We start from the raw sequence: 23,782 nt of genomic DNA, 5'->3' as shown, positions 1-23,782 counted from the left end.
CATTTTCTCAGGGGGTCAGTTGCCGGACTGCTGAGCTTTCAACCAGGCGATCTCTTCTGCCCAGATAGCGGAATTGATAGTTTCCAGAATGAGTGGAATGCCATCAAAACGGGGATCACGCATGATATAGCTGAACACCGTTTTGCCAATATTGCCCTCTCCCAGACTATGATGGCGGTCAACCCGGCTGCCGAACTCGCTTTTGGCATCATTGAGATGCATCCCTCTCAAGTATGTGAAACCTACTACGTTTTCCAGTTCGGTAAACGTATGGTCACAATCGGCTTCGGTGCGCAGATCATAACCACCCGCAAATGTGTGGCAGGTATCGATACAGACACCTACCCGGCTTTTGTCTTCAACCTGGTGGATAATTTCCGCCAGCTGTTCAAAGCGAAATCCCAGGTTACTGCCCTGACCGGCGGTATTTTCGATCACGGCGGTGACACCCTGGCTTGCTTCGAGGGCAATGTTGATGGATTCCGCAATCCGCGCCAGACACTGGCGCTCCGTTATCTGGCGTAAATGACTACCGGGATGAAAATTGAGCATCGTCAGTCCCAGTTGCTGGCAACGGTACATTTCATCAATAAATGCGATACGGGATTTTTGCAGTGCTTCATCATCCGGATGACCCAGGTTGATCAAATAACTGTCGTGAGGAAGTATTTGCGCGGATGTGTAGCCATATTGGGCGCAGGCGGCCTTGAATTTGCTGATAATCTCCGGCGCAAGCGGTGGCGCCTGCCATTGGCGCTGATTTTTGGTAAATAGCGCAAACGCCGTGGCATTAAGTTCATGGGCGCGGATTACCGCCTGGTCGACACCACCGGATGCACTGACATGAGCACCGACATATTTCATGGTTTTCTCCTTTGCTGGTGCGTGCATTATGGCATTGTCTGATGGTCAGGCGGTAAATCCCTGCGATATTCATGCTGCAAACAGATGTTCTATTCCCAGATTGATAGCGGCCCCGCCGAAAATCAGCCAGATAAACAGCAACAGTGCTAACAGAATGGGTTTGAGACCGGCCTGTTTTATCGCGCTGAAACGGGTAGCAATACCCAATGCGACCATAGCCATGGTCAATAGTATGTTATCCAGGTGAACGATGCCCTTTACCCATGATGTGGGCAATAATGCAAAGGAATTAAAGGCTGCCATCAAAATAAAGCCCAGGGCGAACCAAGGGAAAATCAACGGTGCGGCCTTTTCGGTGGATTCCGTCACCGGCTGTTTCTGTTTCAGCCAAAAGCTGAGGATCAGTAGAAAAGGGGCCAACATCATGACGCGCAACATTTTGCCAATTACCGCGACATTCTCTGTTTCCGGACTAATGGCATGACCGGCGGCAACCACCTGGGCGACTTCGTGAACGGTCGAGCCAAGATATATGCCGAAAGTCTGCGGGGTAAATAAGCTGCCGCTATAATGAAGAATGAAGTGATAAATCCAGGGATAAAGAAACATGGCCGTAGTACCAAAAATAACGACGGTAGAAACGGCAACGGCTATTTTATCCGCCGGGCCTTTTAATACTGGTGCAGTGGCGAGAACTGCCGCAGCACCGCAGATGCTGCTGCCGGCACCGATCAAGAATACCGTTTGCTGATCAAGCTTGAACCACCGTTGTCCAATCCAGCAGGCGAGCAGAAAAGTGGATGTTAACGTCAGGATATCGATGGTGATACCGGTTGCGCCAATTGAAGTAATTTGCTGAAAACTGAGTTTAAAGCCATACAGAATGATACCCCATCGTAACAAGTGGTGTTTTGCCCATTGTACTCCAGCATCACAGCGGGGATGTAACCGGGGATAAACTGTATTTCCCAGTACCATGCCCCCCAAAATAGCCAGCGTCAGGGAGCCAAGGCCCCAGGTGGCGATAGTCGGTTGGTTGGCCAGACAGAGCATCAGTACGGTCATCAAACTGATCAGTATCATACCGGTAGCGATGTGTTTGACGGCAAATCGTGGTTTTTGAAGCAATACCCTGGAAGCAAGAGAAAGCATGGCAGTTCCTATTATGAATATATCGAGCTGAGTGCACAGCCTATAATCAGAGTGCTTAAAAGAGAAATCGATTATATATTTATAACCTATAGGTATTTACGATAAGAGCCCACTATGCATATAACATTACGTCAGTTGGAAGTTTTTACTGAAGTGTTGAAAAGCGGTTCGACGACTCAGGCATCCGTCGTGTTATCGCTTTCTCAATCGGCCGTCAGTGCCGCGTTGGCTGATTTGGAAAGTCAACTTGGGGTGCAGTTGTTTGATCGTGTAGGAAAGCGACTGGTGGTGAATGAACATGGTCGTCTGCTCTATCCCAAAGCACTGTCATTGTTGGAGCAATCCTCTGAGATTGAGTTGTTATTTCGTAAAGGCAATGGTGCGTTGCGCATTTATGCCAGTAGCACCATTGGTAATTACTTAATGCCCGAAATGATCGCCCGCTATCGCCAGGATTACCCGCATATCCCCCTGGAGTTACATGTGGGTAATACCCAGGATGTGGTCACGGCGGTGGCGACGTTGAGTGTAGACCTGGGGTTGATCGAAGGGCCGTGCCATCACCCGGATCTGATTACCACACCCTGGATGGAAGATGAACTGGTGGTGTTCTGTGCTCCCGGAAATCCGCTGATTAATGAGACATTTACACTTCAACACTTGGCTGATGCACCGTGGATCCTGCGAGAGCGAGGGTCGGGTACGCGTGAAGTTCTGGACCACCTATTGCTAACGCGCCTGCCTCATTTCCGTCTGGTGATGGAGTTGGGGAACTCTGAGGCGATCAAACATGCGGTGCGGCATGGTATTGGCATCAGCTGCTTATCCCGGCATGTCATCGCCGAGCAACTCGCGGCGGGGACGTTGGTTGAGCTGTCAATACCGTTGCCTCGGCTGGTCCGAACCCTGTACCTGGTACATCACCGGCAGAAACATCTTTCCAGTGTGCTGCAATGTTTTCTGGGATATTGTCAGGCGGCGTAGTCCTTTTTCCTCCAAGAATATTGTGACCAAATGAATTTCTTATGATAGCCATGGAGTTATTAAGCTCTCTTATAATTGGTGTTCGCCGCTATTAAGCTCAGGCATATTTGTTACAATCCGGCCTCAATTTTTGTAAGAGCACGCAGGATTCTAATGGCTCAGTATGATATTCAAGCCCCGGGACAGGGAGGCACCATGCTCCGCCGTGAGCTAAAAGCACGGCATCTCACCATGATCGCGATCGGTGGTTCGATTGGTACCGGTTTATTTGTGGCTTCCGGTGCTACGGTTTCTCAGGCCGGGCCTGGCGGCGCGTTATTATCTTATGCGCTGATTGGCTTGATGGTTTATTTTTTAATGACCAGCCTCGGCGAGCTTGCCGCTTTTATGCCGGTTGCCGGCTCTTTTTCCACCTACGGCGCACAATATGTAGAAGAAGGCTTCGGTTTCGCGCTGGGCTGGAACTATTGGTATAACTGGGCGGTCACCATCGCAGTGGAACTGGTGGCGGCACAATTGGTGATGGGCTATTGGTTTCCGGATTTTCCTGGCTGGGTGTGGAGCGCACTATTTTTGTCAGTGATGTTTTTGTTGAATGCCATTTCGGTAAAAGGTTTTGGTGAGGCAGAATACTGGTTCTCTTTAATTAAGGTCGTCACCGTCGTGGTCTTCATCGGCGTGGGTATCCTGATGATCGTCGGTATTTTACGGGGTGGCGAGCATGCGGGGTGGCATAACTGGCAGATTGGCGATGCGCCGTTTGTCGGTGGATTTTCTGCCATGATTGGCGTGGCGATGATCGCCGGTTTTTCCTTCCAGGGAACCGAGTTGATCGGTGTTGCTGCTGGTGAATCTAAAGATCCGCACATCAACATTCCGCGTGCTGTCCGACAGGTGTTCTGGCGTATCCTGCTGTTCTATGTTCTCGCTATTCTGATTATCAGTTTGATCATTCCTTATACTGATCCCAATCTGCTGCGTAACGACGTGAAAGACATCAGCGTCAGCCCGTTTACGTTGGTGTTTGAGAACGCTGGTTTGTTATCCGCGGCGGCGATGATGAACACGGTTATCCTGACTGCCGTGCTGTCAGCCGGGAACTCGGGGATGTATGCTTCTACCCGGATGCTGTATAACCTGGCGACGGAAGGTAAAGCGCCGGCATTGTTCGCCAAATTGTCCACCGGTGGCGTGCCGCGTAATGCACTGTATGCGACCACCGCAGTAGCCGCGCTCTGCTTTTTGAGTTCGATGTATGGTAATCAGACGGTCTACCTATGGTTGCTCAATACGTCGGGCATGACAGGTTTTATTGCCTGGCTTGGGATTGCCGTCAGCCATTACCGTTTTCGGCGTGGTTATGTTAAGCAAGGGCGTGATCTGGGCGAACTGCCATACCGTTCCGGTTTATTCCCGTTGGGACCGGTTTTCGCGTTTGTGCTGTGCCTGATTATCACCCTCGGCCAGAATTATCAGGCATTTCTGTCAGACAAGATCGACTGGTATTCCGTCACCGCGACTTACATCGGCATCCCGCTGTTTCTGGTTATCTGGTTTGGATATAAGCTACTGAAAGGTACACGCGTCGTGAAATACGAAGAAATGACATTCCCTGAAACATCGGTCAATCACGCATCGGATTGAGACTGGTGGTAATGCATTGACTATCAAGGGATGGTTGATTTAATAGGCATGATATCCCGGATTCAAATGCCAGTCACATTAGCTGACTGGCATTTTTTTGAGGTGCGATATGGGTCGTACAATCCTAAATATGGCGTTTAACGGATTGAATGTGCATCCGGGTTGTGTGCTTTCTTCATCCGAAAATTAACAAGTCGTGTGTTGTGGTAGAAGCTGAACAGGCACCAGCCAAGCGCTATCAATGCCAGTGGCGCTCCGACATAACCGATTTTATCCATGCCGATATGCAGACTGACCTGATTGCCCAGCAAGGCACCGCTACCGATACCAAAGTTATAGAGACCTGAGAAGATAGACATGGCGATATCACTGGCATCCGGTGCCAGATTTAATACTTTGGACTGCATGGATAGACTGATAGCCATAATCGATACTCCCCATACCACACAGAGCAACGTCAGGCTAAGCGGATGACCGGCTGCCGGCAACAATAGCAGCAGGCTGGCGAGCAGCATCACCATAGCGCCAATGATAAAGCCGGATGGAAAACGCTCGCTGTAACGGCTGTACAACACGCTGCCCAGAATACCTGCTGCGCCAAATAACAGGAGTATCAAGGTCGTGAAGCTTCCCGGCAGTCCAGCCACGTTTTGTATGAAGGGCTCGATATAGCTGTAAGCCGTAAAGTTTGCTGTCACGACCATAATGGTCAGCATATATACGGTGACCAGTTCCGGACGCTTGAACAACATTGGTACGCTGGCCAGTGAGCCGGAATGTTCACTTGGCAGTACTGGTAGCAAGCGGGCCAACAGAATCAGGGCAATGGTGGCGCCAACCGCAATGGCGATAAAGGTGACGCGCCAGCCCAGATACTGGCCAACTATACGGCCCAGCGGTAGGCCGAACACCATGGCCAATGCTGAACCGGTCGCCAGCAGGCTTAGCGCCTGAGCACGTTTCCCCGGTGGCGCCATGCGAATGGCCAACGACGCGGTAATTGACCAGAAAACCGAGTGGGCCAGTGCTACTCCGGCACGTGAAATGATCAGAACCGTGAAGTTCCAGGCCACGGCGGAGAGAATATGGCTGACGATAAACAGGCTAAACAAGGCAATCAGCAGCTTACGACGTTCTATCTTGCTGGTCAGCAACATACAGATAAGCGACATCCCGGCCACTATCCAGGCATAGATAGTGATCATCAGTCCGACATCCTCACTTCTCATGGAAAAGCTTTGTGCGATGTCACTCAGTAGCCCAACAGGGATAAATTCAGTGGTATTAAAAATAAAGGCAGCGATAGCCAGGGTGACAACGCGCATCCAGGCTGTGGAGCGTGATGGAATGGCGGATTCCATAGGTATTTCCTGAACAGGTATAGGTATAACGGACAGCGCATTCTAGTCAATTCAACTTATAAATGCGACATGTGTCACGTTTTTTGTTTTTTTTTTTTACAATGGGGACTTAGCGCATGTCGCTTATGGATGGAAGGTATCTTATCTATTGTATCCCGGAAATGTTTATATTTTAGATGCTCATTATTATTATATAATAATACTATTTCATGACTATATTTTTGTGGAATAATGATGCGGATATTAATGTGTGGATTATAAATATAATATTTTGTTTCTTTTCTGTTTCAATAATGAAACAAATATATTTTATTTCATTATTTTTACTTTTATCGATTTTTCTATCCATAAATAATTCAATATAACTTTATATAATTCAGTGTTATTGATATTTTTTTTGGCTATAATTTTTATCTGTAGGGCATATATGATATGAAATTATTATCTTGATAATAATTTAAAAAACGAATGCACATTATATCCGTTTTTAGAAATAGGATTTTCTGATGGTTGTTGAAATGCAGTTGCAAAAGCACATAATGTGTGCGAGTTTTATTTCATGCTTAAAAATGAGGGATCACAAATGAGCGTTTATATTAATGCGGTGGAGACGTATTTGCCAGGACCTAATGTTACTAATAATGAGCTTGGTGAGAAAATTGGTTTCAAACCAGAATTGATAAAGAAACTATTTGGTAACATTGGTCGACATTTCACTGCAAATATAAATACAGGAAAACCAACTTCAACATCGGCTGACTTGGTATCGATAGTAATTAAAAAATTATTATCAAATCATCATATTTCAAAAGACGAGATAGATTTCGTTATTGTTTCATCCGCCACGCCTGATTACCTTCTTCCTACCAGTGTCAATCAAGCCTGTTTTTTGGTGGGAATGAAAAATATAGAAACCTATCAGATTTTGTCGGGCTGTTCCGGCGCAATACAGGCGCTTAAGCTCGCTCGTGAATTGGTCTCTGCATCTGACAACTCATTGCGCCGCGGGATTGTTATCGGCGTAGAGTGCGCTTTTAAGTTTCTTGATTTCTTCAGTGACGATACAAGGAAGAAAGAAATGAAAGAGATAGTAAATTATACCTTGTTTGGTGATGGTGTCGGAGGGTGTATTATCTCTGATACGGCTGATGGTGCCGGTATTGAATTAGTTGATATTTGTTTTAAGTATCTCGGTCTGGATGAGAATGTGGGGCAACTTGCGAACTGGCGGGGAATAAGAAATGATATCGATTATGGGCCTATGCTGATGGAGGAGTATAAACTTATAGAAAGTCTTGTTCCTAAAATAACAAAGGAAATGATCGAGGGTTTAGCCAGTTCATTAAACAAAAAAGCAGACTGGCTCATGCCACCACAATTATCGGGGAGTATGGTTAAGAAAATATTGTCTGATACTGATTATGAACCAAATGAAATATTCAGCCTGGTTGATGAGATCGGCAATACAGCAAATGCGGCATTATTTTTCCAGTTAAAGGAATTTAGTGACGTTTCCTCTCCAAATGAAACAGCTATTGGTGTATCTGTCGAGTCGTCACGATGGCTGTCGGGTGGTTTTATTCTGAAAAATAAAAAGGGAATTTTATAGGAAAGTGTATTAATAATAGAGGGATTTTTTATGGAAAAGGATACAGCATTAGATAAAATAGCGCTTTCTAAAAAAATTGATTCTACTGATAAACGTATTATTAGGGGTGTAATATTCAGTGACTTCAACCATAAAGCGTTGAATGATCTGATTACTTATAATATCGGCAAAATGGGATGTTTTCCTGAGTTTTATGATGAGGTATACAGCAACTATTTCCCCCATATATTGGGTAATATGGATGAGATCAGTGATTTTAATGCACATTTTCATGTCTATATTATTGATGGCACATTTATCGAAGATGGGATTGGTTGCGCACGGTCAGCTGATGTTATCAGAGAAAAAATCACAGAATATAAGGACAGACTGGAGTATGTGCTGAACTTTTCAACCCAGATCTGTAAAGCACATACATTTATAAATACGATTCATATCAGTGAAGTTGTTTTAAAGCAGTATACCGCATTGAATAAAAGAGCCGAGATAAAGTCGTTGCTCAATGATTTCAACGCCTTTATTCAGTCAAAATCTCATATCGGCAGTCATATCACGGTGATTGATATCCAGGAATTCAACACGGCGGGTGGCAGTGCTGAAGATGGTAAGCTGGCGCAATTGCTGGGGCTGTCCGTCGGCCTTGGTACACTGGATGACATGGCCAGATCGATTTCCTCTACATTACGAATGACCATGGGGAAAACCATTAAATGTGTGGTCACCGATCTGGATAATACGCTGTGGAAAGGCACGTTAGCTGATGATGGTATCGATAACATCATTATCAGCGATAAACAGGTCGGTACTGGATTTTTACGTTACCAGCGTTTTTTGAGTAGTTTGTACGATCAGGGCATTATTCTGGCGATATGCAGTAAAAATAACCTGGAAAATGTCGAGGCGATGTTTCAGCGCAGAAGCAACGAATTACAGATCTCACTAGATAAATTTTCGGTCATCAGTGCTAACTGGGATGAGAAAAGCACTAATATAGTCAAGATAGCCAAGGAGTTGAATATATCAATAGAACACATGATGTTCATTGATGATTCTGGTTATGAATGCGCAGAGGTCAAAACGCGATGCCCGGAAATTACGGTGGTCGATTTCTCTGGTGACGTTGCTGAAAATGTATCGTGGATTATTACCCAAGATTATTTTCAACGTGAAACTCTCAGTAATGATGACCGGTTACGGAATCTGACGTATTCGCAGAACAAAATCCGCACAGAAATGAGAAAGAATTACGCGGATAACAACGATTTTCTTGCCAGTCTGAATATGACGCTTAGCATCCGAAGGATTGATGATGCTACGTTTGATCGAGTATCACAGCTCACACTGAGAACTAATCAGTTTAATATGACGACCAGGCGAATGAGCATGAATGATGTGGCTGAATTCAACCATAACAGCGACAACCTGATTGTTACATTAAATTGCCATGATAACATTGGAGATTATGGCACGATAGGTGCTATGTTTCTCAGATTCTCGAATGAACGTTGTTATATTGATAACTTCATCATGAGTTGCCGGATATTTGGTCGGCAAGTGGAGTTCGCTGCAATACAATGGTTGTTTGATCTGTGTAAACAAAAAAGTATCAATATTATAGAAGCTGCATTCATTCCGACTGAAAAAAACAAAAAGTTTCGGTCTTTTTATCATGACTGCGGTTTTGATAATACAAAGGACACAATTTTTAATATTGTTGGTCAGGATAATTATCACTTGGCAGGAAAGAGTCATTCCGTTGCTATTCAAGAGGAGATAGTAATATGAATCTGGACGAGTTTATCAGCTTTATTAATGTTAAAACCGGGATGTCCTTGCTCAAGGAACATGTGGATATTGATTTGACCAATTTATCAGAGTGGGACTCTTTGACCTTTGTTTATATGTTAATGGAAATTGAAAAGAAAAATAAGCTCACACTTAATGTTGAGCGGATTTTACAATGCACAACACTTCATGATATTTACCAGGTGGTCAGCGATGAAGTTGCAGAAAGTCTCTAAGGAAAGAAATCAGACACTTTCTTTTTTATCAATCTCCAAAAACATACCGGCCATCACGTTAATACGGGAAGTGAATGTCTCGCACATTGTAAAAAGCGCCAAGCTTGGCAGTATGACCGCTATTACTATCAAGGCAATCAGTGATGCTCTGGTTAAATTTCCTGATCTGAATGTAATGGTGAAATTTGGCAGCAGTAATACTCTGATTTGTTTGAATGATATCAGCGCCAGATTGACGCTCGAAAAAACGTTGAATGGAGTATCGGGGGTCTACTCGCGGGTTATCAAAAATACCGATATAAAAACAGTTATGGATATAGAGAAAGCGTTAAAAGAGATTAAGCATGAGAACGTTAAGGAAAGTGAACACTACCGTAAAATCAGGTTGATTCAGCAACTACCCGGTTTTTTAGCCGCTATTTTGATGAAGCTGGCGCTACGTTCATCAAAAACACAGGCAGAAACATGGGGAAGCTTTACGGTAACATCGCTGGGGAAAAACGGCCCCGATCTGTGTATTCCCATATCCGGTTCGACATTTACCTTTACGCTGGGCGCAGTTAGCGAAAAACCGATCGTGGCTGGAGAGGAAATAGTGGCTGCATGGGTAGCAAATCTCGTCATGGTATTTGATCACCGGGTTCTTGATGGGAAGCTGGCATCGCAACTGCTGGGACAGGTAAAACAGAATATAGAACATTTCCCAATGGACTAATCATTATGGTATTGGATGAATTAAAGAATTTTGTTTTATTACACAGTAAGGTACTCGGTGTTTATGATGAAACCCGAAATCTTTTAAGCCGGATTGATCATTTGGGTGATGATCTCCACTCCAGTTGGAGCCGGACATTTTTTGAAGCAGCGCTGGCATGTGAAAAAAAGGGAGAATGTGTCAAGGCCTGTGCACTGTATAATCTTAGTCGTTTTCCCTATGCAGAAACAGAATTGCAACAAGCATGCTATGAACATTGTTTGCGTTTATTCAAGCATCTTTATATCGACAAGGGGATAGTAACGCGTGTTAGCCTTTCTGATGATAAACAGATTTGTTATATAAGGAAGAAAAAGTCTAATAATGTGATTATTATCAGTGGTGGAATTATTTCTTTAAAAGAACAATGGGTAAATATTATTAACTTGTTTGACAAGTTTGATTTCACCATTGTATTGGCAGAAATGCCTGGTGTTGGAGAAAATAAATTACCGTATGGTGATAAATCATTCAGTATGTACAGTGATATATTGGATTATCTCGGCAGCGAGCAGGGAACATGCCATTGTCATATCATCGGGTTAAGTTTTAGCGGTTTTATTGCGTATAAGAACAGTATTATCGACAGTCGAATTAGCGGGTTGACCATGGTGGGAACACCTTTCGACACGCTGTATCATGATGCAGATGTCTATAATAAATTACCGTATGTCACACGGCTGGTTATTGAGCATAATATTATCAATACAATACCTAAAGTGACTGATGCGGCGCAGGTGTTTAATTACCTGGATTCCACTTTTACTATTGATGCATCAGAGGTTAACAATAATGTTAAATTGTACTATGTGCAGAGTCTGATGGATGAAGTTATCCCGAATGTTGAAGCCGGGTTCATCAAAAAAATATCCCGACACCATAATATTCTTTCACTAAGAGATGTTCATGGATCGCCTCATTATAACAAGACGGTCAAAGTATATATTTTGTGGTCAATACTGGATTCGTTCAGAATATCGCCTTTATTCAGGCTGGTGACGAAATGTGGGATCCGTATTCTGCGTTTTTTGAAAAAATAATCTGATCTCGTGTCATCTGCATGTCTGTACCGTGCAATTACGCTGTCCTCTCCGGTGGCGGGGCAGGTAAAACCACATTACGCATTTTCTGCGCCAGGAGCTATTGGGTGAAATTACATCACTGACGGCGTTCCACCATGGTGTCAGCGGTGAACACACAACGATAAAGCCAGAAACAAACAGAGCGGAGAAGGTGTCCGCTCTGTTACGTTATTGGATTTTTTCATAAGGAAATGAATTTTTCACATACCGGGTATAGTAGCGATTTTTGGCACTTGTCGACATGAGTTCTTCATAAATCATGCGCGCTACGCCTTTATACTGATACAAGCTTCCGTTGAGAAACTCTATCTCCAGTGTGCTGGTTTCCGGATCATATCCCACGGAGAACAGTTCTGTTGATGAAACACGTTTGCGTTGCAAAGCCGATAACTCCCTGTTGTTATTAAGCAGCCAATAAACAGACTATATAGCGAGCATGTTACTGGTTGTCTTTTTTTCGGTCAATCTATGGGCATCAGCCACCATTTACCCTGGTTAAAGGGTTAACGTAATACGTTTTCCCCTGATATCCCGCACTATAAATAAACATGGAAACCCAGCAAACTTGAAAAGCTCAAGCCTGCTGAACATTCCATAATGCTATTCTGTTACTAATATTAGGGGTAAACAACACCTCACGACTATTTATTGCAAGTATTTAGCGTGAAATCGCAGATGATCTTCAATAAAACTGGCAATGAAATAGTAGCTATGATCATAACCGGATTGTGTTCGCAGCGTCAGTGGATACCCCTGCTGGCGGGCTACATCATCCAGCCGCGCGGGTTGGAGTTGATCGGCCAGGAACTGGTCGCAATCACCCTGATCCACCAGTATTGGCAAGGTCTCAGTGCTGTTTGCCAACAGGGCACAACTGTCATACTGCTGCCACAACTGTTCATCACTGCCCAGATATGCCGTAAACGCTTTTCTGCCCCATGGCACCCGACAGGGATTGACAATGGGGGCAAAGGCCGACGCCGAGCGATAACGGCCAGGGTTGCGCAATGCCAGCATCAGGGCACCGTGTCCCCCCATAGAATGTCCGCTGATTGACTGGTGATCACTGACGTTAAAGTGTTGTTGAATCAGCGCTGGCAGTTCATGACAGATATAATCATACATCCGGTAATGCGTGTCCCACGGGGGCTGAATAGCATTGACATAGAAGCTCGCACCCTGTCCAAGATCGTAGCTGTCATCATCGGTTACGTTCTCACCACGCGGGCTGCTATCCGGTACCACCAACACCAGTCCCAGTTCCGAGGCAACCCGTTGGGCACCGGCCTTGATGGTAAAGTTTTCATCCGTACAGGTCAGCCCTGACAGCCAATACAACACCGGAGGTGGTATATCATCGGACGTCGGCGGTAAATAGATGCTGAACGTCATGTCGCAATTCAGTGCGGATGAAGCATGACGGTAGCGCTGTTGCCAGCCGCCAAAAATACGATGTTCTTCCAGAAGTTCCAGTGACACATTCATTGTTGCGGTGTTCCTCCGATTTAGTCGAAATGGATGACAGAGCGGATGGATTTTCCTTCATGCATTAATTCAAATGCTTGATTGATGTCTTCCAGCTTCATGGTATGGGTAATAAAATCGTTGAGCTGGAATTCACCGTCCAGATAACGTTGCACAATACCGGGTAGCTGGCTGCGGCCTTTAACACCGCCAAAAGCAGATCCGCGCCATACACGTCCGGTCACCAACTGGAATGGCCGGGTAGAAATTTCTTCACCAGCACCCGCCACGCCGATAATCACTGACTCACCCCAGCCCTTGTGGCAGCACTCCAGTGCGGAGCGCATCACATTAACGTTACCGATACACTCAAAAGAGAAATCCACGCCGCCTTTCGTCAGGTCGATAATGACATCCTGAATCGGCTTATCATGATCTTTGGGATTAATCAGGTCGGTAGCGCCCAGCTTGCGGGCCAGATCGAATTTACTGGTGTTGACGTCAATCCCGATAATGCGACCGGCACCGGCCATTCTGGCACCGATAATCGCTGACAGGCCAATACCACCGAGACCGAAAATCGCCACGCTGTCACCTGGCTGGACTTTCGCTGTGTTCACGACGGCCCCCATCCCTGTGGTTACACCACAACCCAGCAGACAAACTTCCTCCAGCGGGGCTTCCTTGCTGATTTTGGCCAGTGAAATTTCAGCCACCACCGTATGTTCTGCGAAGGTGGAGGTACCCATATAGTGGAAAATCGGGTTGCCGTCTTTGAAGAAACGCGTCGTCCCGTCCGGCATCAAACCTTTGCCTTGCGTGGCACGAATAGCCTGACACAGATTGGTTTTGCCGGAACGACAAAATTCGCATTCACCACATTCCGGTGTATACAGCGGAATAACGTGGTCGCCAACGGCTACACTGGTTACGCCTTCACCGATAGCTTCAACAACACCACCGCCTTCATGTCCGAGGATTACCGGGAACACGCCCTCCGGATCTTTGCCGGACAGTGTGTAGGCATCCGTGTGACAGACACCGCTGGCAACGATGCGTACCAGCACTTCGCCTTTTTGTGGCGGCATCAAATCCACTTCTTCAACAGAAAGCGGTTGGTTGGGACCCCAGGCGATAGCGGCCCGGGTTTTTATCATTTGCATGGTGAGCTCCTTTATTTTTTTATGGAACATAAGGTTTAAAACGTATCAATGGCTGATTTTGATGCAATGTCTGATCGGGAAACCCTTACCACTCAGCGGGGGAACTGTTCAATGATCAGTTTCTTCAATGCTTCTACATTAGGGCCGAAAGCTTCCCGACGCCATACCAGCCAAGCGGTGGCTTCAGCCATTTCGACCGGTAGCTCATGCGGTAATACCTGATTCCCTACCGGTAATGCGTCCAGTACGGAACGTGGCACGATGGCCAGACCTGCACCGCCAGCCACGCAGGCCAGCATGGATGAATAGGATGAAACTTCCACAACATTACCATGCGCAATGCCCTGGCTGCGGAACCAGGCTTCCAGTCGGCGTCGGTATCCACATCCGCGGCTAAAGGAAAACAAGGTACGGTTCCGTACCTGGCTGGCGTGCGTGATGGTGGGATTTCCCAGGGCGGTCACCAGGACCAATTGTTCGACAAAAACAGCACAACCATTCAGCGCGTCATCATTTACCGGACCGTTAACCAGAGCGGTGGCCAGTAATCCGGTACGCACGCTATCAAGCAATTCATCTCCAGTACCGGATTCCAGTGACAGGTTGACTTGTGGATACCGCAGGTGAAAGCTTGCCAATAAGTTTGGCAATGGTGTGACAATCAGACTTTCCAGGGCACCAAGCGCGAAATTACCCGCCGGTTTTCCCGTGTGAGTCATCGCGATTGCCTCGTCACTCAGTGCCAGAATGCGCTGGGCATAGCAGAGGAAATTATGCCCCAGTGGTGAAAGACGCAGTCGCTGTTTTTCCCGGATAAACAGATCCTCTCCCAGCTCTTGCTCAAGCTGGCGTAGTCGTGTGGTCAGGTTTGATGGAACCCGATGAAGTTGTTCCGCCGCACGGACAACCGAGCTGGTTTCTGCTACCAGGCAAAACATACGCAGTTGAATAAGGTCCATGTCTTCTTTTTACGTCATTAACTTTTGCTTAGTTATTCACTTTTCATGAGTGTAGTGGGTGGGTTACGCCTTGGCAATACCTCTTTAGTAAAAACGGAATGCTGGTGAGGCCGGTTATCCATCAGTTAAATACTACATGGACGGAAGTTCCATTTTTCTGGAGACATCACCGCAGGGAATTTGTCGGTATTGCTGATGAGGTTTATTGCCTGCCAGGAATTAATTCTTGAAGTTACAATTATTATATTATTGTCTGGATAAATAATTTAAGCGGATAAACATAGTCACCCGTGTCCACAACGTAAAGACAGTGGGCATGGTTACTTGTGATAATAGTTACAATTAATGTGAGGGAATTATCAGGAGTATATCGGTGAAACTGATTTTAGTAACCGCGGGTACTATTTCTTGTTTGTTTATCATGGTCAAATTTCATTCCGCATATCTGATTTAACGATAGTTGATTTGAAAATAAATCGTTCTTACTGTTTAACGGTTTATTCTGTTTTAGATTAAATGAGTTAATGTGTTTATTTAAACAAAAAATTAAAAATTGTTTTAAAACAATAAGTTAATATTAATTTGGTAATAAAAAACGCTTACCAAATCATAGCGAATTTCCATTGTACAATGGTTTTTTTAATATTTAGTGAAAAAACGATTAAGAATTTAATTTTAATGCCGATGTATATTTAACAGCTTATCAAGATACAGGAAGATAAAAAGGAAACGAATCCTGACGAGCTAACATAAGTAAGTGATTTTGGTGAATGGACTACGCCAACACGTCGGCAACTGAACAATGCCGGACGTAGAGAATAATACATCATGTTTCTGTATTGGTTTTATCTCATTGTTATTAATTTTGGTGCACATTTTAACAAGTAGTCTGCCTTTTTTTTCATCAAAGGGTGAACAGCAAAATATCAAATATTCTAGTGTGCTGGTTATTAAAAGCACAAACAGAAAACGCTGATTAATTATCCGGAGTTACTTATGAATTTTTTAAAAAACATTACCATCAGGGCAATGATGTTAGTTATCCTCGCCGCTTTTTTGCTGATTTTGGGCGCAGCGTCGGGATATAGCCTTTATTCTCTGGATAAAGTTACCGCTCTCCTCAATCGAAGTGAAGAACAGAAAAACAGCTATTCCTATCTGGTTTATGGAAACGATCAGTATTTTCGTTCGGTGACACGCATGGCGCGGGTCATGGATTATTTGCAGTTCAATGATCCGGAAAATGCAAAAAAGACATTGGATATGGCTCAGGAAGCAATAAAAAACAGCAAAGGCGCGCTTGAGAAGTTTAAAACTGCACAGCATATTGATGTGAATCCAGAGATTGTCGATGCGATGATTACATCGTGGTCGCAATTACTTTCTACTGCTATCGACCCGATGTATAACGCTCTGCAACAACATAATCTGGATGGGTTCCGCAGCGTTTTCCGTACAACATATCCACCTGCCAGTTGGGCATTTGGTGATATGGCGAAAAAGTACACCGCCGCTATTACCAATATGAATATTGCCCAGCAAGTTAACGTTCATGCTGGGTGGAGTCGTAATGTGTTGATTTTTACTATGATTCTTGGGCTGATAACGCTGATATTAACTGAACGCTATCTCAAAAATTATTTAGTGAAGCCTATTAATCTCATTAAAGAACATATGACGGCGCTAACGGCCGGACGCCTGGACAGTAAACTGGTGGAGTTTGGTCGCAATTGCGCAGGTCGGATAATCCCGGATATCAACCAGATGCAGAAAAGCCTGCGTGATACTGTCACGATCATTCGTGAAAGTGCAGTGCTGATTTATCAGAGTGCTTCGGAGATCAAGCAGGGTAATGATGATCTTTCTTCTCGCACTGAACAACAGGCAGCCGCGCTACAGGAAACCGCGGCCAGCATGGAGCAACTCAGTTCCACAGTGAAACTGAATTCGGAAAACGTTCACCAGGCCAGCAAACTGGCGTACGAGGCTTCTGTCGTTGCGAAAAAAGGAGGAGAAATCACCGGCGAAGTAGTAGGAACCATGGACAGCATTACGGCCAGTTCACGCAAGATTGCCGATATCACCAGTGTTATCAACGGTATTGCATTTCAGACCAATATTCTGGCACTGAATGCGGCAGTAGAAGCGGCGCGTGCCGGGGAGCAGGGACGTGGTTTTGCCGTTGTCGCCGGCGAGGTACGTAATCTGGCCCAGCGTAGTGCCCAGGCAGCCAAAGAAATTGAAATTTTGATCGCGGAGTCAGTCTCTCGTGTGGATATCGGTTCCAACCAGGTGAAACAGGCGGGTGACGCGATGGAAACCATCATTACGTCCATCAGTCATGTCAATGATCTGATTGGAGAAATTGCCTCCGCCTCTGATGAGCAGAGCCGCGGTATCAACCAGATTGGTCAGGCGGTCAATGAGATGGATGGTGTGACCCAGCAAAATGCGGCGCTGGTGCAGGAAGCGTCGTCAGCCGCGGAGTCTTTGGAAGAACAAGCCCGCCAATTGTCTGAAGCAGTAGCCGTGTTTCAACTGGGCGGCGATGAACGACGCCCGGGGGGGAATATTACACCCGCCGTTGCGCTAAAACGCCCGACACTTGCATCGACATCTGCATTGGCTATCGCAGGGCGTAAAGCGGGTGACAACAACTGGGAAACATTCTGATCCGATCGTCAGAAACACCTTCTGCCGTAGCGTTAATTATTGTCAGGTAACCGTCATACCATATGCTGTATGGCGGCGTATTGATAGTGTTCCGACGGCAGCGAAGAATCAGGGTGGCAAAAGAGCGCTTCCGGCATCGGAACGGTCTGGCGTTATTACCTGTCCACAAATCCAGTCGTTATGATCACTGTGAGAGATCCTGACGGTTTTCTCACAATTGGCGCACTAACGTCGACAGCCTAAAATGGGACGGATGCTGAAAAGCGTTTGTCCCATTTCTGTTATTGATCAGCGGGTGATTGCAGCTATTTCATCAATTATATTGCAGCTATTTCATCAATCATGAGGAACAATCACTGGATAATCGTTATGCTCTCAACTAGAGTGAAGTCGGCGTTTTATCCTGCTCTGCGCCAAAATAAGTTACACCTGCTGGAGAATAAATAATAATGGCATCACCGTTAACAAAAGAAGCTGTCTTGGTGCATGAAGCATTGATGGCGCGTGGGCTGGAAACCCCATTGCGTGGCGAAATGCTGGATCGGGATATCCGTAAACGTCGCATTGCGGAACATATGACGGAAATCATGAACCTGCTAAGCCTTGATCTGGAAGACGATAGCCTTGCCGAGACGCCAGATCGCATCGCCAAAATGTATGTGGACGAAATATTCGCTGGTCTGGATTACAGCAACTTCCCAAAAATTACCATTATCGAAAACAAGATGAAGGTGGATGAGATGGTCACGGTGCGTGATATCACGTTAACCAGTACCTGTGAGCACCATTTCGTTACTATCGATGGTAAAGCGACAGTCGCCTATATCCCCAAAGAGGGGGTGATTGGACTGTCGAAAATTAACCGTATCGTACAATTCTTCTCGCAGCGCCCACAGGTGCAGGAACGGCTGACGCAACAGATTCTGATCGCGCTACAGGCTTTGTTGGGCACCAATAATGTAGCGGTATCCATTGATGCAGTACATTACTGCGTGAAAGCCCGTGGCATTCGTGATGCGACCAGTGCGACCACGACGACATCGCTGGGGGGATTATTCAAGTCCAGTCAGAATACTCGTCAGGAATTTTTACGCGCAGTGCGTCATCATAATTAACCGACAAATCGCCGTTTACGCTGTGCCTGCCGTGGTGGGCACGGTTTTAGTACGTTTCTTTTCGTCATAACGCCAGCCGTTGCACCTGTCTGAAGTACCCCACTTCATTTTATAGTGAGTAAAAGCGTAGGTTTTTGCCTTATCTGTCACTACAATTCACCGATAAACTTATCGCTTGCCGACGGCCATGTCACCACAATTAACGACACCACAATCAACGACACCACCGAGAATTGTTACTCTGGATTTCGCGCGCGGGATTGCCATTCTGGGTATTCTGCTACTTAACATCACCGCGTTTGGTTTGCCTGAAGCGGCCTACCTTAATCCTGCATATCGAGGATTACCGCCATTACGGGATGCCTGGACTTGGGCCATTGTGGATGGTGTGGCCCAGGCGAAATTCCTGACCATGTTTGCACTACTGTTTGGTGGTGGATTGCAGTTGCTGTTGCCGCGTGGTCGTCGCTGGATCCATGCCCGGCTATTCTGGTTGATGTTGATCGGTCTGATCCACAGTCTGTTTTTCTGGGATGGCGATATTCTGCTGGATTATGGGCTGATTGGGCTGGTGTGTTACGGCATGGTGCGCTATGCAGAAAATACCCAAGTGTTGTTAAAAAGCGGTGTGGTGATCTATCTGGCAGGCATAGGCATTCTGGCGATACTCAGTCAGATACTCAGCACGGACGGCGGGCGTTTCTGGCAGCCAAGCGTGGCCGACATGGCTTATGAAGCATACTGGCAGGCACACGGCGGGCCGGCGGCCTGGAGCAATCGGTTATCGTTGTTGGGCGATAGTCTGCTGTCTCTGGGGGTACAGTCTGGCTGGTTGTTGATGGGAGCAATGTTGCTTGGCGCGGCGTTGATGCGCTGTGGCTGGCTGAAAGGCCAGTTCAGCCAGAACCATTATCGGCGGGTCGCAGTATGGTCGATCATCCCGGCAGTGGTGATTAATGGGGTAGGGATCACGCTGCAATGGCAGTTGCACTGGGAATATCGCTGGTGTGGATTGTTGCTGCAAATTCCCCGCGAACTTGGCGCGCCATTGCAGGCGATTGGCTATCTGGCGTTATGCTACGGCTTTTGGCCCATATTAAGTCGTTGGCGAATCACTTACTGGGTTGCCGATATTGGACGGATGGCCTTGAGCAGTTATCTGTTGCAGACCTTGATTTGCACGACACTGTTCAACCGTATGGGGCTATTTATGCAGTTGGACCGTTTACAATTGCTGGCGCTGGTCCCGGGTGTATGGTTACTCAATTTTCTGTTTGCCCGCGCTTGGTTACGGTTTTTCCAGCAGGGACCGATGGAGTGGATGTGGCGTTATCTCACCCGATGGGTGGCGGAAAAGCCGGTTTAAGGTCGAGGGTCGTCGCCAATCGTTGTCTCGGGGGTATTAAGTGGCTGTTCCGTTTTGGTGACCGAGGGGACAATCTGCTCTGGTAGCACCACTGGATAGCCCGGTTCATTAGTGTCTATTTTGTATTTTGCCGGAATAGGAATTACCGGTCCCAGAAATCGGGGTTCCCGTTTTAGTATGTAAAGGTCGAACAGCGTGCCGATACGGGCACCGAATTCCCTGAGTCGTACCAGCCAGATATCCTTCGGCGAAGGAACCGCATAACACTGAGCCTGAATGTCCAGATGCAGGGCAATAAATAATGCACGCTCGCAATGGAAACGTTGGGTGATGATGGTGAAATCGTTGGTATCAAAGACTTTGCGGGTTCGGATAATGGAATCCAGGGTACGAAATCCTGCGTAATCCAGCACGATATCCGCCGGAGGGACGCCGGCGGATATCAGATCCCGCCGCATGGTCATCGGTTCGTTATAATTTTGCTGTGCATTGTCACCACTGAGAAGCAGGTATTTGACTTTCCCACTGTTATAAGCGTTCAACGCGCCCTGAATTCGAAAAAGGTAATACTGGTTGATGACTCCGGCACGGTAATACTTGGCGGTGCCAAGAACTACACCGACTTTGCGTGATGGTAAGTCCTGCAACCGATCATAAATATAAGGCGCTGTGCGCCAACTTATACAACGGTCAAGCAGAAATGCGGCGCACACCAGCACGATAAAGCTGATGAAAAAACCGTATATCAGGCGTAGCCACATGCTTTCTGCCTTACTCCGCACAAACAATCATCAGGCAAGGCTACTTTACCTATCCGATGGACGCAAGGTGAAGCGTCTGGATGACGGGGTTGTTGGCGCTTTTTACGGCAGCCGTGTCTGGGGGTGAGGGGGAATTTATTGCCAGTTCTGGCCGAAAGCAAACCCTGGACATCGGTTCAGGGTTTGCGTGCCAATATTCAGATCAGACTGCCCCACAGATCATACTCGTCCGCGTGTTCGATTTTCACTGTCACCATATCGCCGACGTTAACGCGTGTTTCTCCATTCAGATAAACCGCGCCGTCGATTTCCGGTGCATCCGCCATACTGCGACCGATCGCGCCTTCTTCATCCACTTCATCGATCAGAACCCGCAATTCTCGGCCAATCTTGGCCTGCAAACGCTGGGCGGAAATCTGTTGCTGTAGTTGCATGAATCGATGGTAGCGTGCTTCTTTGATGTCTTCCGGTACCGGATCAGGCAGCAAGTTGGCGCTGGCACCCTCTACCGGGCTGAATCTGAAACAGCCCACGCGATCCAGTTGTGCTTCCTGCAGAAAATCCAGCAGCATCTGAAAATCCTCTTCGGTTTCACCGGGGAAGCCGACGATAAAGGTTGAGCGTAATGTTAAATCCGGGCAGATTTCACGCCAACGTTTAATGCGTTCCAGTGTCCGTTCCACCGCGCCGGGACGTTTCATCAGCTTCAGAATTTTCGGGCTGGCGTGTTGAAGTGGAATATCCAGATAAGGCAGGATTTTGCCGGCGGCCATCAGCGGGATGACTTCGTCAACGTGTGGATAAGGATAGACGTAATGCAGGCGTATCCAAATATTCAGCGTTGCCAACTGTTCACATAGGCTAACCATGCTGGTTTTTACTGGCTGTCCATTCCAGAAACCGGTGCGGTGCTTGATGTCGACGCCGTAGGCGGATGTATCCTGCGAGATGATCAAGAGTTCTTTCACGCCGGATTCAGCCAGACGTTTTGCTTCATCCAGTACCTCGCCAACGGCCCGACTATCCAGATCGCCACGCATGGAGGGGATGATGCAGAAGGTGCAACGATGGTCGCAACCTTCAGAAATTTTCAGGTAGGCATAATGGCGTGGTGTCAGTTTTACACCGGCGGCGGGCACCAGACTGGTAAAGGGGTTGTGCTCCGGTTTGGGCACATAGTGATGCACATGGGAGAGCACTTGCTCATAGCTGTGCGGCCCGGTAATTTCCAGCACTTTGGGGTGAACTTCACGGATGCGATTTTCTTTGGCGCCCAAACACCCGGTGACAATCACTTTCCCGTTTTCATTGAGGGCTTCACCAATGGCTTCCAGTGATTCCTGCACGGCACTATCAATAAAACCGCAAGTATTGACGATGACCAGATCGGCGTCGTCATAGCTAGGCACGACCTGATAACCTTCGGTTCGCAACTCGGTCAGGATGCGCTCAGAATCCACCAGATTTTTCGGACACCCCAGACTGATCACTCCGATTTTTCGGGATTGGGAGGGGTTGCCGCCTTTGTCCATCGTCGTCAGTGTTTTCTGGGGGGCAGCAAGTGTTGTGGTCTGTGAAGGATCAAAGGTGTTAACAGTCATAGCATCTCATACATCGTGTTGTGCCGGAGTGGCGCCGGAGTGGTGCCGGAAAAGTCGGCGGATTATACCTGAATAGGCGTGAAGAAACAGTCCCGTATGTTCAAAAAACAGCCAGCCCGGTCGGGATTCGGGTTTATTCAAAATCACACCCACCTTGGACGGATGGGTGTGATGTTTTTAGCTCAATGGTAACATTACTGTCTGTTTGAAAGCATTACGCTGGGTGAGCTGCTGGTACCACCGTTCCAGATGAGGATGCGTCTGGCGCGGAATGTCCATCGAAAACCAGCCATAGGCATAACAACCTAATGGGATATCGCCGATACCGAATGTTTCACCAGAAAGCCAGGGCTGTTTTGCCAGCGTCATATCGATGATCGTAAACAGTTTTTCACAGCGTTCAATCCCTGCTTCGATGACTGACATATCTCGTTTTTCCGGCGCGGTGCGTACCATGCCCAGAAACACACTTTGGAACGGTATGCTGAAGGCCATTGTCCAGTCCATCCATTTTTCCGCACTGGCACGCGCTTTGGCATCAGCAAGGTACAATGAACCTTGTCCATATTGCGCAGCCAGATAACGCACAATGGTGTTGGATTCCCATAGCACCAACTCGTCATCCTGCAAGCAAGGAACCAATCCATTAGGGTTCATGGCCAGAAAGTCTGCATCATGATTGCGGCCAAATTTACCACCCGCCAGAATATGTTCGTATGGCAGTCCCAATTCAGTGGCACACCAGCGTACTTTTTTCACATTTGTGGAGTTGTCACGCCCCCATATTTTCAACATTGAATATCTCCTTTGTCTCTCATTAACTCAAACCTGATATCGGTAAGGTCGTTGCGATAAGTCAAATCTTTACGGGCATAAAGTGCTATGTCCCGTAGTCACACCCCAGAGCATAGGAAATAATGATATAGATTTTTACTATTTATGAATTACGTTAACTTTCCCGACAATGACAGCCAGTTATTTATCCGACCGGAAAGTATTTTATGGCCATTTACCCAGCGGATCCGTGCGGCACTGTGTAGACGGTTAGCTCCCAGTATACCGCTCGTCGTGGCGCAAAACGATTTACATACCATTATATTTAAGGGGGTGCCAGGAGGCGGTAAAGCCTGAACTGCCGAAAAAGGCTATAAGATAGTGGTACGTGAATTCAGTGATGATGTTCGGCTCACTCTGACGCCGGCAAAGCGC

Annotated in this window: 20 protein-coding genes; 10 read left to right on the top strand and 10 right to left on the bottom strand. The window is 46.7% G+C overall.

What is annotated here, in order from left to right; translation table 11 throughout:
- Positions 1-15 precede the first annotated feature (15 nt).
- Together nfo and CWC46_RS16115 are read right to left on the bottom strand one after the other, a co-directional pair.
- Complete coding sequence (nfo, locus tag CWC46_RS16120) at positions 16-864, bottom strand: deoxyribonuclease IV (RefSeq protein WP_021015525.1); 849 nt, start codon at positions 862-864, stop codon at positions 16-18.
- A gap of 69 nt (positions 865-933) precedes the next feature.
- Positions 934-2,016 (bottom strand): YeiH family protein, encoded by a 1,083-nt coding sequence (locus CWC46_RS16115; protein ID WP_021015526.1) that lies wholly within the window; start codon positions 2,014-2,016, stop codon positions 934-936.
- 114 nt (positions 2,017-2,130) lie between these two features.
- On the opposite strand from CWC46_RS16115, the gene yieE reads away from it, so the two are divergent.
- Both yieE and CWC46_RS16105 read left to right on the top strand, forming a co-directional pair.
- Complete coding sequence (gene yieE / locus CWC46_RS16110) at positions 2,131-3,000, top strand: DNA-binding transcriptional regulator YeiE (RefSeq protein WP_021015527.1); 870 nt, start codon at positions 2,131-2,133, stop codon at positions 2,998-3,000.
- A 153-nt stretch (positions 3,001-3,153) separates the two neighbouring features.
- A complete protein-coding gene (locus CWC46_RS16105; protein WP_021015528.1) occupies positions 3,154-4,644 on the top strand; it encodes an amino acid permease in 1,491 nt (496 codons plus the stop codon).
- A gap of 137 nt (positions 4,645-4,781) precedes the next feature.
- On the opposite strand, the gene CWC46_RS16100 is transcribed toward CWC46_RS16105, so the two are convergent.
- Positions 4,782-6,005 (bottom strand): sugar transporter, encoded by a 1,224-nt coding sequence (locus tag CWC46_RS16100; protein WP_021015529.1) that lies wholly within the window; start codon positions 6,003-6,005, stop codon positions 4,782-4,784.
- A gap of 583 nt (positions 6,006-6,588) precedes the next feature.
- On the opposite strand from CWC46_RS16100, the gene CWC46_RS16095 reads away from it, so the two are divergent.
- From CWC46_RS16095 to CWC46_RS16075, 5 genes are read left to right on the top strand one after another with little or no spacing between them, the layout of a single operon-like run.
- A complete protein-coding gene (locus tag CWC46_RS16095) occupies positions 6,589-7,614 on the top strand; it encodes a 3-oxoacyl-ACP synthase III family protein (RefSeq protein ID WP_021015530.1) in 1,026 nt (341 codons plus the stop codon).
- Positions 7,615-7,644: 30 nt separating this feature from the next.
- A complete protein-coding gene (locus CWC46_RS16090; protein ID WP_021015531.1) occupies positions 7,645-9,399 on the top strand; it encodes an HAD-IIIC family phosphatase in 1,755 nt (584 codons plus the stop codon).
- Positions 9,396-9,635 carry a phosphopantetheine-binding protein gene (locus tag CWC46_RS16085; RefSeq protein ID WP_021015532.1) on the top strand — a complete coding sequence of 80 codons (240 nt, stop codon included), beginning with the start codon at positions 9,396-9,398 and terminating at the stop codon, positions 9,633-9,635. Before CWC46_RS16090 ends, CWC46_RS16085 begins: the two co-directional genes overlap by 4 nt.
- Entirely contained in the window at positions 9,613-10,350 is a 738-nt protein-coding gene (locus CWC46_RS16080) for a 2-oxo acid dehydrogenase subunit E2 (protein ID WP_021015533.1), read from the top strand. Before CWC46_RS16085 ends, CWC46_RS16080 begins: the two co-directional genes overlap by 23 nt.
- 5 nt (positions 10,351-10,355) lie before the next feature.
- Positions 10,356-11,429 carry an alpha/beta hydrolase family protein gene (locus tag CWC46_RS16075; RefSeq protein WP_021015534.1) on the top strand — a complete coding sequence of 358 codons (1,074 nt, stop codon included), beginning with the start codon at positions 10,356-10,358 and terminating at the stop codon, positions 11,427-11,429.
- Between the two features lie 210 nt (positions 11,430-11,639).
- On the opposite strand, the gene CWC46_RS16070 is transcribed toward CWC46_RS16075, so the two are convergent.
- The 4 genes from CWC46_RS16070 to CWC46_RS16055 all read right to left on the bottom strand — a co-directional run bounded on the left by CWC46_RS16070 (position 11,640) and on the right by CWC46_RS16055 (position 15,057).
- Positions 11,640-11,852 carry a KTSC domain-containing protein gene (locus CWC46_RS16070; RefSeq protein WP_021015535.1) on the bottom strand — a complete coding sequence of 71 codons (213 nt, stop codon included), beginning with the start codon at positions 11,850-11,852 and terminating at the stop codon, positions 11,640-11,642.
- A 264-nt stretch (positions 11,853-12,116) separates the two neighbouring features.
- Complete coding sequence (gene fghA, locus CWC46_RS16065) at positions 12,117-12,956, bottom strand: S-formylglutathione hydrolase (RefSeq protein ID WP_021015536.1); 840 nt, start codon at positions 12,954-12,956, stop codon at positions 12,117-12,119.
- Positions 12,957-12,976: 20 nt separating this feature from the next.
- On the bottom strand, positions 12,977-14,098 hold the full coding sequence (locus tag CWC46_RS16060) for an S-(hydroxymethyl)glutathione dehydrogenase/class III alcohol dehydrogenase (RefSeq protein WP_021015537.1): 1,122 nt from the start codon (positions 14,096-14,098) through the stop codon (positions 12,977-12,979).
- 92 nt (positions 14,099-14,190) lie between these two features.
- Positions 14,191-15,057: a LysR family transcriptional regulator gene (locus tag CWC46_RS16055; protein WP_021015538.1), complete on the bottom strand. Its 867-nt coding sequence runs from the start codon at positions 15,055-15,057 to the stop codon at positions 14,191-14,193.
- A 996-nt stretch (positions 15,058-16,053) separates the two neighbouring features.
- Between CWC46_RS16055 and CWC46_RS16050 the strand changes: the two genes are divergently transcribed.
- The 3 genes from CWC46_RS16050 to yeiB all read left to right on the top strand — a co-directional run bounded on the left by CWC46_RS16050 (position 16,054) and on the right by yeiB (position 20,211).
- Positions 16,054-17,730, top strand: coding sequence for a methyl-accepting chemotaxis protein (locus tag CWC46_RS16050; RefSeq protein ID WP_021015539.1), 1,677 nt, complete (start codon positions 16,054-16,056; stop codon positions 17,728-17,730).
- Between the two features lie 449 nt (positions 17,731-18,179).
- Positions 18,180-18,845, top strand: a complete 666-nt coding sequence (gene folE / locus CWC46_RS16045; protein ID WP_021015540.1) for a GTP cyclohydrolase I FolE — start codon at positions 18,180-18,182, stop codon at positions 18,843-18,845.
- Between the two features lie 187 nt (positions 18,846-19,032).
- On the top strand, positions 19,033-20,211 hold the full coding sequence (yeiB, locus tag CWC46_RS16040; protein WP_021015541.1) for a DUF418 domain-containing protein YeiB: 1,179 nt from the start codon (positions 19,033-19,035) through the stop codon (positions 20,209-20,211).
- Here the strand turns inward: yeiB and sanA are convergent.
- From sanA to CWC46_RS16025, 3 genes are all read right to left on the bottom strand, one after another.
- Positions 20,208-20,972: an outer membrane permeability protein SanA gene (gene sanA / locus CWC46_RS16035; RefSeq protein WP_021015542.1), complete on the bottom strand. Its 765-nt coding sequence runs from the start codon at positions 20,970-20,972 to the stop codon at positions 20,208-20,210. The genes yeiB and sanA overlap by 4 nt on opposite strands.
- A gap of 197 nt (positions 20,973-21,169) precedes the next feature.
- Complete coding sequence (rimO, locus tag CWC46_RS16030; protein ID WP_021015543.1) at positions 21,170-22,573, bottom strand: 30S ribosomal protein S12 methylthiotransferase RimO; 1,404 nt, start codon at positions 22,571-22,573, stop codon at positions 21,170-21,172.
- Between the two features lie 177 nt (positions 22,574-22,750).
- The gene (locus CWC46_RS16025) at positions 22,751-23,368 is read right to left on the bottom strand and encodes a glutathione S-transferase family protein (RefSeq protein WP_021015544.1); all 618 of its coding nucleotides are present in this window, start codon (positions 23,366-23,368) and stop codon (positions 22,751-22,753) included.
- Between the last annotated feature and the right edge of the window lie 414 nt (positions 23,369-23,782).

The sequence above is a fragment of the Prodigiosinella confusarubida genome (assembly GCF_002847015.1).
Classification (GTDB): Bacteria; Pseudomonadota; Gammaproteobacteria; order Enterobacterales; family Enterobacteriaceae; genus Prodigiosinella; species Prodigiosinella aquatilis.
The sequence above is the reverse complement of the archived record's forward strand: the minus strand, read 5'-3'. Positions and strand labels throughout refer to the sequence as shown.